Origin of the sequence: Mycoplana dimorpha (assembly GCF_003046475.1) — a bacterium.
Classification (GTDB): domain Bacteria; phylum Pseudomonadota; class Alphaproteobacteria; order Rhizobiales; family Rhizobiaceae; genus Mycoplana; species Mycoplana dimorpha.
Genome location: NZ_PZZZ01000004.1, coordinates 53786 through 65648, shown reverse-complemented (window position 1 = coordinate 65648; position 11863 = coordinate 53786). Strand labels below are relative to the sequence as shown.

General features: G+C 64.5%; 10 protein-coding genes and 1 pseudogene. 2 read left to right on the top strand and 9 right to left on the bottom strand.

Going from position 1 to position 11863, the window contains the following annotated elements; translation table 11 throughout:
• Positions 1–20: 20 nt before the first annotated feature.
• From hfq to dusB, 8 genes and pseudogenes are all read right to left on the bottom strand, one after another.
• Positions 21–263: an RNA chaperone Hfq gene (hfq, locus tag C7449_RS10475; RefSeq protein WP_108002767.1), complete on the bottom strand. Its 243-nt coding sequence runs from the start codon at positions 261–263 to the stop codon at positions 21–23.
• 110 nt (positions 264–373) lie between these two features.
• Positions 374–663, bottom strand: a pseudogene (locus C7449_RS10470) (hypothetical protein); the annotation flags it as partial.
• Complete coding sequence (trkA, locus tag C7449_RS10465; protein WP_108002766.1) at positions 623–1999, bottom strand: Trk system potassium transporter TrkA; 1377 nt, start codon at positions 1997–1999, stop codon at positions 623–625. The gene trkA and the pseudogene C7449_RS10470, both read right to left, overlap by 41 nt.
• Before the next feature lie 27 nt (positions 2000–2026).
• Positions 2027–3391 (bottom strand): nitrogen assimilation response regulator NtrX, encoded by a 1365-nt coding sequence (gene ntrX / locus C7449_RS10460; RefSeq protein ID WP_108002765.1) that lies wholly within the window; start codon positions 3389–3391, stop codon positions 2027–2029.
• Entirely contained in the window at positions 3381–5669 is a 2289-nt protein-coding gene (locus tag C7449_RS10455) for a sensor histidine kinase NtrY-like (RefSeq protein ID WP_108002764.1), read from the bottom strand. Before C7449_RS10455 ends, ntrX begins: the two co-directional genes overlap by 11 nt.
• A gap of 157 nt (positions 5670–5826) precedes the next feature.
• Positions 5827–7281: a nitrogen regulation protein NR(I) gene (gene ntrC, locus C7449_RS10450; protein WP_108002763.1), complete on the bottom strand. Its 1455-nt coding sequence runs from the start codon at positions 7279–7281 to the stop codon at positions 5827–5829.
• Positions 7282–7293: 12 nt separating this feature from the next.
• The gene (locus C7449_RS10445) at positions 7294–8376 is read right to left on the bottom strand and encodes a two-component system sensor histidine kinase NtrB (RefSeq protein WP_108003179.1); all 1083 of its coding nucleotides are present in this window, start codon (positions 8374–8376) and stop codon (positions 7294–7296) included.
• Between the two features lie 44 nt (positions 8377–8420).
• Positions 8421–9443 (bottom strand): tRNA dihydrouridine synthase DusB, encoded by a 1023-nt coding sequence (dusB, locus tag C7449_RS10440; RefSeq protein ID WP_108002762.1) that lies wholly within the window; start codon positions 9441–9443, stop codon positions 8421–8423.
• A gap of 151 nt (positions 9444–9594) precedes the next feature.
• Between dusB and C7449_RS10435 the strand changes: the two genes are divergently transcribed.
• Together C7449_RS10435 and C7449_RS10430 are read left to right on the top strand one after the other, a co-directional pair.
• On the top strand, positions 9595–10806 hold the full coding sequence (locus C7449_RS10435; protein ID WP_108002761.1) for a bifunctional 2-C-methyl-D-erythritol 4-phosphate cytidylyltransferase/2-C-methyl-D-erythritol 2,4-cyclodiphosphate synthase: 1212 nt from the start codon (positions 9595–9597) through the stop codon (positions 10804–10806).
• Positions 10807–10808: 2 nt separating this feature from the next.
• A complete protein-coding gene (locus C7449_RS10430) occupies positions 10809–11303 on the top strand; it encodes a CinA family protein (protein WP_108003178.1) in 495 nt (164 codons plus the stop codon).
• A gap of 47 nt (positions 11304–11350) precedes the next feature.
• Here C7449_RS10430 and C7449_RS10425 read toward each other — a convergent pair whose 3' ends face one another.
• Positions 11351–11800 (bottom strand): type II toxin-antitoxin system RatA family toxin, encoded by a 450-nt coding sequence (locus tag C7449_RS10425; protein WP_108003177.1) that lies wholly within the window; start codon positions 11798–11800, stop codon positions 11351–11353.
• Positions 11801–11863 lie beyond the last annotated feature (63 nt).

The following is an 11863-nucleotide window of genomic DNA, read 5'->3' as shown; positions in this document are numbered from 1 at the left end:
GCTAATCGACCTTGACCTTGTCAGGAGGCGGCTTCTTCGCTCTCGAACATCTGCAGCGGCTGGCCGGGCATGATCGTCGAGATAGCATGCTTGTACACCAGCTGCGAATGACCGTCGCGGCGCAACAAGACACAGAAATTGTCGAACGACGTCACGACGCCGGTCAGCTTGACGCCGTTGATCAGGAAGATTGTCAGGGAAATTTTTTGTTTGCGAACGGTATTAAGAAAAAGGTCCTGCAAATTCTGAGAACGTTCCGCCATGGCGCCGCTTCTTTCTTGATTGCCGATCCTGTTCGACCGGTTGACTGAAAACCTGAAAATCCCCGGAGTTTGGATTAACCACCTCTCCGATGGTTTTGGTATCAAATCGCAGTCTTCTCCGCAACTTCGAAAAGTGCTTCGCGCAGTGGGCAAATCGGCCGGTCGGTCCGAATCTCGCTCAGAGAGTGATCGGGCCGGTCGAGGCGCCGTGTCAGGTCCACAATGACGCCGTGGCGCACCCCGCACACCTCTAGACCCCGACGGCAAACTGGTAGCCGCGATCCTCGACATGGACGGCGGCATCGGCATGACGGACATAACGGCCGTTGACATAGGCAAAGCGTGGCGTTCGGGCCGGGCTAGAAATACTGGATGCTGACACGGAACAGCTGCTGGACATGGTGCACGGCCTCGCCGGTGGCGAACAGCACCACCCGGTCCCTGGCACGGATCCTCATGTTGCCGCCGGGCCGCAATACCGCCCCGTCGCGGTAGATCGCGCCGATCCGCAGCCCCTCCGGCAGCACCAGATCTCGGAACGGCGTACCGACGAGCGGCGAGGTCTCGAGCGCCTCCGCCTCGATCACCTCCGCCGCGCCGCGCTGCACCGCATAGACCGAACGGATGCGCCCCTTGCGAACGTGTTGGAGGATGCCGGAGATCGTCACCGCGCGCGGATTGATATGTGCGTCGATGCCGAGGCTCTTGACGAAATCCTGGAACGACGGCTCGTTCAACAGAACGAGATTCTGCTTGCAGCCGAGCTTCTTCGCCATCACGCTGCCGAGGATATTGATCTGGTCGTTGTTGGTCAGCGCGACGACGAGGTCGGCGTCCTGGATGTCGGCCTCGAGGAGCAGCTTCTGGTCGAGCGCCGAGCCGTGCAGCACGACCGTGTTGCGCAGCTGGTCGGCAATGCGAACGGCCCGGTCGCGGTCGCTCTCGATGATCTTGATGCGGGTCTTCGGCTGGTACTCCTCGATCGTCCTGGCGACGAAGAGACCGATATTGCCGCCGCCGGCGATCACGATGCGCGCCGCCTCCTGCTCCTCGTGGCCGAACAGCGACAGCGTCCTGCGGACATGTGTGGTTTCGCAGACGACATAGGCGAGGTCGCCGGTCTGCATTTCATCGGCCGAGCGCGCAACGAACAGTTTGCCGTTCCGATAAATGCCGGTGACGGTGGCATTGAGGTCCGGAAACAGCTCCGTGAGCTGCTTGAGCGGCGTGTTGACGACCGGGCAGTCCTCCATGCACTCGATCGCCAACATGACGATCCGGTCGTCCGCGAAGCGCACCACATCAGTCGCCCCGGGATACGATATGCGCCGCAGCACCATCTTGCCGACCTCGATTTCCGGCGAGATCGCCACGTCGATCGGCATGTCGTCGCGGGAGAAGAGATCGGAGTATTCGGGGGCCAGGTAGCTCTGGGCCCGGATGCGGGCGATCTTGGTCGGGACCTTGAACAGGGAATGGGCGACCTGGCAGGCGACCATGTTGATCTCGTCGTGCAACGTCACGGCGATGATCATTTCGGCCTGATCCGCGCCTGCCTTGGCAAGCACGTCCGGATGTGCGCCGTGGCCGACGACGCCACTGACGTCAAGCGTCTCGGTTATGGCGGCGATGAGCGCGGCCGACGTGTCGATCACCGAAACGTCGTTGCCCTCCTCCGAGAGGCGCTCGGCAATGCCGTAGCCGACCCGGCCGGCGCCGCAGATGATGACTTTCATGGCTTGCCCCTTCGCTTGCGTGCCGGACTATACGCCGAGCGACTTCAGCTTGCGATGGAGCGCCGAGCGTTCCATTCCGACGAACTCCGCAGTGCGGGAGATGTTGCCGCCGAAGCGATTGATCTGCGCAATGAGATAGTCGCGCTCGAACATCTCGCGTGCCTCGCGCAACGGCAGCGTCATGATGTGGTGGTCGCCCTGCGAGGAGACCTTCGGCAGCATGTCGCCGACATCCGTCGGCAGCATGTCGGCGGTGATCGGGCTGTCGGGACCGTCGCTGCGGGCGAGAATCATCAGCCTTTCGATATTGTTGCGCAACTGCCGGATGTTGCCGGGCCAGTCGTGGGCCTGCAGTACCGCCAGCGCGTCCTCGCCGATCTTGCGTGCGCGGATGCCGGCCTGTTCGCCGATCTGGCGCATGAACATGTCGACGAGGAACGGAATATCCTCCCGGCGCTCGGCCAGCGGCGGCACGCGCACCGGCACGACGGCGAGGCGATGGTAGAGATCCTCGCGGAATGCACCCTCGGCAATCAGGCTCTCGAGATGGTAGGCGGTGGAGGAGATGATGCGCACGTCGACCTTCACCCGCTTCGCGCCGCCGACGCGCTCGAACTGCTGGTCGACGAGGACGCGAAGGATCTTGTTCTGCGTCTCGCGCGGCATTTCGCCGATCTCGTCGAGATACAGGATGCCGCCGTGGGCCTCCTCGAGCGCGCCCGTCTTGCGCTGCTGGCCGCCGCCGCCTTCGGTGCCGAACAGGGCCACCTCCATCCGGTCCGGAGTGATCGCGGCAGCGTTGAGGACGACGAACGGCCCGTTGGCGCGGTTCGATTTGCGGTGAATCATCCGCGCCACCAGTTCCTTGCCGGAACCGGAGGGGCCGAGGATCATGATCCGGCTGTTTGTCGGCGCGACCTTGTCGATCGTCTGGCGCAGCTGCGATACGGCGACCGAAGTGCCGATCAGTTCGACGGGATCCCCGGACCGACGCTTCAGTTCGTTCACCTCACGCTTCAGCTTGGAATTCTCCAGCGCACGCTCGGCAATGAGGATCAGCCGGTCGGCCTTGAACGGTTTCTCGATGAAGTCGTAGGCGCCGCGACGGATGGCGGAAACGGCGGTTTCGATGTTGCCGTGGCCGGAAATCATCACGACGGGAAGATCCGGGTGGCGGCTCTTGATCTCGTCGAGAAGCGCCAGTCCATCCAGCTTGCTGCCCTGCATCCAGATGTCGAGGAAGACGAGGCGCGGGAGCCGGTCGCTGATCGCCTGCAGCGCGCTGTCGCTGTCATAGGCGGTCCGCGTCTCATGCCCTTCGTCGGACAGAATGCCCGACACGATCTCGCGAATATCCTCTTCGTCGTCCACCACCAGAATGTCAGAGGCCATGTGTCACTTCCTTGTCATTGTCATCCGCTTCGACGGCGGTGTTTTCATCGGCCGGCAGGATGACGCGGATCATCGCGCCGTGGCCGTTGTCAAACTCCGGCGGGGCGTCGTGCAATTCGAGTTGGCCGCCGTGGTCCTCGATGATCTTCTTGACGATCGCCAGCCCCAGGCCGGTGCCCTTCTCCCGCATCGTCATGTAGGGTTCGAGAATCCGGTGCCGGTTCTCGGTCGGCAGTCCCTTGCCGTTGTCGATCACGTCCACGACGAAATGCCCGCTTTGCCCGTCGCGTCGCGCCCGCACTAGCACTTTGCCCTGTTCACGCTGAGCCTCGGCCGGCAGCGCCTCGATCGCCTCGACGGCGTTCTTGATGAGGTTGCCGAAGGCCTGGCCGAGCATGCGGGCGTCGAAGTAGCCGTCGAGCGGCTGCTCCTCGAAATCCTTCTCGAACACGACATGCGTGTTGCCCATCGCCCGCAGGAAAACCGCGTCCTTCAGGATGGCGCGCAGATCCGCGCGGTCCTTGGTCGGCTTCGGCATCCGCGCGAAGGATGAGAACTCGTCGACCATCCTCCCGATGTCCTCGACCTGGCGCACGATCGTGTCGGTGCACTGGTCGAAGACGGCGCGGTCATCCTGGTTGATCTGCTTTCCATAGCGCCGCCGGATGCGTTCCGCCGACAGCTGGATTGGCGTCAGCGGATTCTTGATCTCGTGGGCGATCCTGCGGGCAACATCGGCCCAGGCCGTGGAACGCTGCGCGATGACGAGGTCGGTGATGTCGTCGATCGTGATGACGTAGGATTCCTTGGCATCCTTCGTTTCCTCGCGGGTCACCTGTACATTGAGCGTGCGTTCGGTGCCGCCGCGCATGATATTGATCTGACGGCGGTGCTCGTTGCGGTAGCGATGCGTCGCCTCCTGCAGCACCGCGTCGACCTCGGGCGCGACGTCGGCGAGCCGTGCCCCGACCAGAGAACCGGCGCTTTGGCCGAGCAGGATCTCGGCCGAGGAGTTGGCGATCGTCAGCCGGCCCTCTTCCTCAACGCCGATCACGGCGGCCGTCACCCCGGACAACACCGCCTCAATGAAGCGGCGCCGGTGGTCCATCTCGTCCTTGGCGTCGAGAATCTGGCCCTGCTGGGCGCGGATTTCCGCGATCATCTTGTTGAACGTGCGCGAAAGGTTGCCGACGTCGCCGTCGGCCGTGCGCACCGGCACCTGGACGTCGAGGTTGCCGGACGCCACCGAATCGGAAGCGCCGATCAGCAGGCGGATCGGGCGCACGATCCGGTCGGCGACCGCGATCGCGGTCCAGATCGCCGCCAGCAGAACGATCAGCGCAAAGCCCAGGTAAAGTACGCCGAACGCCACCTGCAGCGACGTCCTACCCGCCTCGAGCGACCGGTACTCGGCAGTGTTCTCCTCCATCAGCCGCATCGAGCGCATGACTTCCGGATCGACCGTGCGAACCGTGTAGAGGAACACATCCGGCATGTTGTCGAGCTTGATCACCGCTCCGACGAGATTGGTCGTGCCCGGTGGGATGAGGGTCGGCTGGCCGGCCGCGGCGGCCTTCAACGCCTCCTCCGGAACCGCCGGCAACGGCTTGTCGGTTGGGATAGCGGCCTGCAGGATCAGGGATCCGTCGCCGCGCACCAGAAACGCACCGAGCATGCCGCGTCCGCGCGCCTGGCGGGTCATCAGTTGCGTGAAACCGGTACGGTCGAGGCTGTAGAGCTGGCGGTTGCGCTCCAGGTCGTTCGACATCGACACCGTCTGGCCCTGCAGATAGCTGGCGTTCTCGAGAACATAGGCCTGCGCCACGTTCAGCGACGAGCTGACGATCGACTGTGTGCGGATCGAAAACCAGCGGTCGAGGCCGACATCGAGGGTTATCGAGGCGAAGATCGCTACAAGAATCGCCGGGGTGATCGCAACAATCGAGAAAAGGGCAACGATCCGCACGTGAAGCCGCGCGGCCGCACGTCCGCGCGAACGTGCCTTTAACAGGCGCGCAATCTCGCGTCCGATGAGAAGGATCAACCCCAGAACAAAGAACGCGTTCACCGCCACCGAGGCGACGATCACGTTCGTCACCGGCTTGATCGGCGTCAGACCGAGCAGGATGAAGAGCGAGGTAATTGCGGCGGCCAGCGCACCCCCGGCGAGGAGCAACCCCGGCAGGGCGAAAGACGCCCTGCGGTCGCTGCCATTTCCGCTGCCGCCGCCGTCCGCGCCCTCGTTTTCGCCCTCGAAGAGGGTCGCATTCTCATCCATTTGCCCGCACTCTCCCCACTGGTCAGGATCGACCATCGCCCTTCGCCACCTTGGAAACGTGGGCTAAAAAGAAGGGCAGAAGTCCCCGGGTCGATTCGCCATCTGTTACCACCAAGCAACACAATGTGGCGAAAATGCAACGCAGAATGTGGGCAAGTCAAGCTACGCGGGCACTCCGATAGACCGAAACCCCCAGCTCCCGGATCTTCTTGCGAAGCGTGTTCCGGTTGAGGCCAAGCAGCTCGGCTGCCTTGATCTGGTTCCCCCGCGTCGCGGTCAGTGCTGCGAGGATTAGCGGGTATTCCATTTCGGCGAGCACGCGGTCGTAAAGGCCGGGAGGCGGCAGGCCGTCGCCGAAACTCGCAAAATACCGGCGCATGTTCTCTTCCACCGCCTGGGATATCGACAGCGGTCCACTGCGGGTGGGCGCCGCGTCCACGGCGCTGCCCCCCACCTCGGGGCGCACTTCCGCCTCGATGATATCCCTGGTGATCACGTCCTGCGGATAGAGCGCCGTCAGGCGACGCACGACGTTCTCCAGTTCGCGCACATTGCCCGGCCATGGGTAGGCCTTCATCAGTTCCAGCGCATCCTGGTCGAATCGCTTGGCGTCCAGCCCCTCCCTCTCGGCCTGCTGCACGAAGTGCCGGACGAGATCGGGGATGTCCTCGGCCCGCTCACGCAGCGGCGGCAGGCGCAGCGGCACCACGTTCAGACGATAGTAGAGGTCCTCGCGGAACAGGCCCTGGTTGATCGACTGCTTGAGGTCCTTGTTGGTCGCAGCCACGATGCGCACATCGGTGCGGATCGGCGTTCGGCCGCCGACGGTCGTGTATTCGCCCTGCTGGAGCACCCGCAACAGCCGCGTCTGCGCATCCATCGGCATGTCGCCAATCTCGTCGAGGAACAGCGTGCCGCCCTCGGCCTGTTCGAAGCGGCCGGTCGAGCGCTGCTGTGCGCCCGTGAAGGCCCCCTTCTCGTGACCGAACAGCTCCGATTCGATCAGGTCGCGCGGGATCGCTGCCATGTTGATCGCCACGAAGGGACCGTTGCGCCGCTTGCCGTAGTCATGCAGCGCCCGGGCCACGAGTTCCTTGCCGGTCCCCGATTCGCCGGTGATCATCAGCGTCAGGTCGGTCTGCATCAGGCGCGCCAGCACCCGGTAGATTTCCTGCATGGCGGCAGAGCGGCCAACCAGCGGCATGCCGTCCTGAGCATCGTGCTCGGTCTTGGCCGGCTTGGTCTTCGGCTCGGCAAGCGCGCGGCCGATGATGGCGATCAGTTCGGTGAGGTCGAAGGGCTTCGGCAGATAGTCATAGGCGCCGCGCTCGGAGGCCTTGATCGCCGTCATGAAGGTGTTCTGTGCGCTCATCACGAGGACGGGCAGGTCGGGCCGCGCCTTCTTGATGCGCGGCAGGAGGTCGAACGCATTCTCGTCGGGCATGATCACGTCGGTGAGGACGATGTCGCCCTCGCCGGCTGCAATCCAGCGCCACAGCGTCGCCGCGTTCGAGGTGATCCGCACATCGTAGCCCGCACGGCTCAGGGCCTGGTTGAGAACGGTTCTGATCGCCGCGTCGTCATCGGCAACAAGGACTGTGGCGCCTGTCATCTGCTGTATCCTTTATTCGCGGGGCGGATCGTCGTCGCTCAGGTCCTTGGACGCCGGCATGAGGACACGGAACGTGGTGCGGTGGCCCTGGCTGTCGCACTCGACGATGCCGCCGTGGGCGCCGATGATCTTGGCGACGAGCGCCAGGCCGAGGCCGGAGCCGTTCGTCTTGGTGGTGATGAACGGATCGAACAGGTGCGGCAGAAGGTCCGCCTGCACGCCCGGGCCGTTGTCGTGCACGCAAAATTCCAGCGGCAGCGATACCTTGTCCCGCGTTCCCGCCACCGACAGGCGGATACCGGGGCGGTAGGCCGTCGTCAGCATGATCTCACCGTCCGGGCGCTGCCCAACCGCTTCGGCCGCATTCTTGACGAGATTGATGAACACCTGCACGAGCTGGCCGCGGTTGGCGAATACCGGCGGAAGCGAGGGATCGTAGTTCTCGACGATCCGGATATGACGGGCAAAGCCGGCAGCTGCCACCGCTTTCACCTGGTCGAGCACGGAATGGATGTTCAGCGCCACCCGATCGACCGGTCGCTCGTCGGAAAAGACCTCCATGCGGTCGACCAGCGAGACAATCCGGTCGGTCTCGTCGCAGATCAGGCGGGTCAGCGCGCGATCCTCGTCCGGCACGGAAGACTCCAGAAGCTGCGCGGCACCGCGGATGCCTGACAGCGGGTTCTTGATCTCGTGGGCCAGCATCGACGCCAGCCCGGTCACCGAACGGGCGGCGGCGCGATGCGTGAGCTGGCGGTCGATCTTGTCGGCCATCGAGCGCTCCTGCAGCACGACGACAACCGCACCTGGCTCGCTCGTGACCGGGGCAACATAGAGATCGACCAGCTTATCGGCCCCTAGCCGCGGCGAACTCAGATCCACCCGATACTCGTTTACGGCCGCCCGGCTCTCGCGAACCTGTTCGATCAGCGTCAGAAGAGGACTGCCGAAGGGTATGAAATTGCTGAATTTGTGACGCGCGAGGTGACTGGCGCTGGCGCCGAAGAAAGACTCCGCTTCCCAGTTGGCGAAGGCGATGAAGCCGGCCTCATTGACCATGATCACCGGGTGCTGGACCGCATTCAGCACCGCCATGGCCAGCCCGTTGCCGTCGGGCTGCTGTTCGCTGTCCGGACCGCTCACGCAGCCTCCTCTTCCGGTTCCACCGGCCCATGGGTAGCGATCAGGGCGGCTGCAAGCCGATCGGAGACGAAGCCGACGTCTGTCGAGGTCATCAGCGCCGCCTTCTCGGCGGGGGGAAGGCTCGGGGCGAACCGCTCCAGATACCAGCCGACGTGCTTGCGGGCCTGCCGCAGACCGGCGGCCGTGCCGTAAAAATCCAGCATCATGCTGTAGTGCTCGACAGCAAGCTCCGCCAGGGCCGCGCCTTCGGGCTTCGCCGCGGCGCCGGCCAGCACCGCCGGGTGCCAGGGCCGCCCCTGCGCGGCGCGGCCGACCATGACCGCATCGGCCCCCGATCGTCGCAGGATCTCCACCGCGTCCTCGGCCGTATCGACGTCGCCATTGGCGATCAGCGGCACGGTGATGCGTTCACGTACCGCGCGGATCGCGTCCCAATCCGCCTTACCTTCATAGAACTGCATGCGGGTGCGGCCATGCACCGTGATCAGCTGCACGCCGGCGGCTTCCGCGCGCGCGGCGATGTCGGGCGCATTCAGGCTGTCGTCGTCCCAGCCGAGCCGCATCTTCACCGTGACCGGCACCTTGACAGCGCCGACCGTCGCCTCGATCAGGCGCAGCGCATGATCGGGCTCGCGCATCAGCGCCGAACCGGAATAACCGCCGATGACCTTCTTGGCCGGGCAGCCCATGTTGATGTCGATGATGTCTGCACCGTTCGCTTCCGCCAGACGAGCCGCCTCGGCCATCCAGTGCGCCTCGCGGCCTGCCAGTTGCACCATGTGCGGGCGGATGCCGCGGTTGCGGATCCGCGCCCAGGATTCGGGGGCATTGCCGGCGAGTTCGCGGCTCGCCACCATCTCGGTCACCACCAGCCCGGCTCCAAACCGCCAGGCAAGTTCGCGAAACGGCAGGTCGGTGACGCCCGACATGGGCGCAAGCACGACACGATTGCGAATGACCTGGTCGCCGATGACCAGGGGTGTTGACAAGTCTGCGGGAACCAATTGCTTATCTTTCAAGCAGTCGACGCTGTTGCAACATTTTTAGCCATCCGATTGTCGCCTGCCAAGTCGTTTGACGAGCGCAGCCGAATTTTCCTAACCCGCTGGCCTTGTTCAATCGATCGGTCTAAACCGGCCAGACGTCGTGAATGGCAAGGAATCGAGGCATATGGACAAGAAAAACCGGAGCAGTTGCGGCGTGGTAATCGTTGCCGCCGGCCGTGGCGAACGGGCCGGATCGCATCCGGACGGCCCCAAGCAATATCGCCGCATCGGCGGAAGGCCGGTTATCGCCCATACGCTCGACGTCTTCGTCAACTGGAGCCCGGCGGAAAGGATCGTCGCGGTGATCCATCCGGACGATAGCGACCTGTTTGCCGCTGCGCTGGCTGAGGTCGAAGGCGACAAGGAACGGGTGAAAGCCGTTTTCGGCGGAAGTTCGCGGCAGCGGTCGGTGCTGGCGGGGCTGGAGGCGCTCACAGCATCCGGCGTCGAGCACGTGCTGATCCACGATGCGGTGCGCCCCTTCGTCGGCCCGGCGCTGCTGGATTGCATCGAGGCAAGCTTGCTCACCGGCGAGCGCGCCGTGTTGCCAGCGGTCGCGGTGACTGACACACTGAAGCGCGCCGGCGCAAACGGATGTGTCGGAGAGACGGTTCCGCGGGCCGGTCTGTTTGCAGCCCAGACGCCGCAGGCCTTTCATTTCTCAACAATCCTGGAGGCGCACCGGCGCGCTGCGCAGGATGGCCGCGACGATTTCACCGACGATGCGGCCATCGCCGAATGGGCCGGGGTCCCGGTGCGCCTGGTTGAAGGCACCCCGGATAACGTCAAGCTGACGCTGCAGAAGGATATCACCATGGCCGACGAACGCCTTTCCGCCTCCTTCCCCGACGTGCGCACCGGCAACGGCTATGACGTCCACCAGTTGGTTCCCGGGGACGGCGTGACGCTGTGCGGCCTGTTCCTGCCGCACGACCAGAAGCTTTCCGGCCATTCGGACGCGGACGTCGCGCTGCATGCGCTGACGGACGCGCTGCTTGCGACCTGCGGCGCCGGCGACATCGGCGACCACTTCCCGCCGTCCGACCCGCAGTGGAAGGGCGCGGCCTCGCGGATCTTCCTCGAACATGCTGCGCGCATTGTCCGCGACCGCGGCGGCGTCATCATGAACGCCGACGTGTCGCTGATCGCGGAGGCGCCGAAGATCGGTCCGCATCGCGCGGAGATGCGGCAGAAGCTTGCCGAGATGCTCGGCATCTCGCTCGATCGCTGCTCGGTCAAGGCGACCACCAACGAGCAGATCGGCTTCATCGGCCGGCGCGAGGGGATCGCGGCGATTGCCACCGCCACCGTTGTCTACCGGAACCCGCTGGCATGACGATGTGGCCCGCCGATATCGAGGATCACGCCCGATCGCTGGTGGAGACATTTTCCGACAGAGGGCTGCGGGTCGCCACGGCCGAATCGTGCACCGGCGGCCTCATCGCCGCCGCCCTGACCGAGATCGCAGGCTCGTCAGCCGTGGTCGACCGCGGCTTCGTCACCTATTCCAACGCCGCCAAGACGACGCTTTTGAAGGTGTCCGATGCGACGCTCGCGCTCCACGGCGCCGTCTCAGAGGAGACGGCGATCGAGATGGTGCGCGGCGCACTGGCGGCGTCCGACGCGGAGGTCGCGATTTCGGTCACCGGCATCGCCGGCCCAGGTGGCGGCTCGCCGGAAAAGCCGGTAGGCCTCGTGCACCTGGCGGCGCTGCGCAGCGACGGTCACCTGCGGCACCGGGAGATGCGCTATGGCGACATCGGCCGACACGACATCCGGCTCGCAACGGTTCGCACCGCGCTCGAAATGCTTACGGAACTCGGCGAAGCCTGAGAACCGGGCCGGGCGTTGCCGGACGATAGGTTCGCTCAGGCGTCTACTCAGACGCCGTAGATCTTGTCTGCACGGGTTTCGAATGCTTCCGAGAACATGTGGAAGGCCCGGTCGAACATCGACCCCATCAAGGCCCCGAGGATGCGGCTCTTGAATTCGTAGTCGATGAAGAAGTGCACGTTGCAGCGGTCCTCGCCGACCGCTTCAAAGCGCCAGCGGTTGTCCAGATAGCGGAACGGTCCGTCGATATACTTCACGTCGATCTCAAGCTCGGCATGGTTTAGGAGCACTTGCGTCGTGAAGGTTTCCCGGATCGCCTTGTAGCCGACCGTCATGTCGGCGATCAGGAGCTCCTTGCCGTCACGCTCCTTGCGCGAACGCACGACCAGCCCCTCGCAGAGCGGCAGGAATTCGGGGTAGCGTTCCACGTCAGCCACGAGAGCATACATCTGCTCGGGCGAATGCGGGACGGGGCGGTGCGTTTCGAACTTGGGCATGCGGACCAGATATTCAAACACACGCCGCGAAACAAGATGGTCCGCCTAACAACCGCTCCGCCC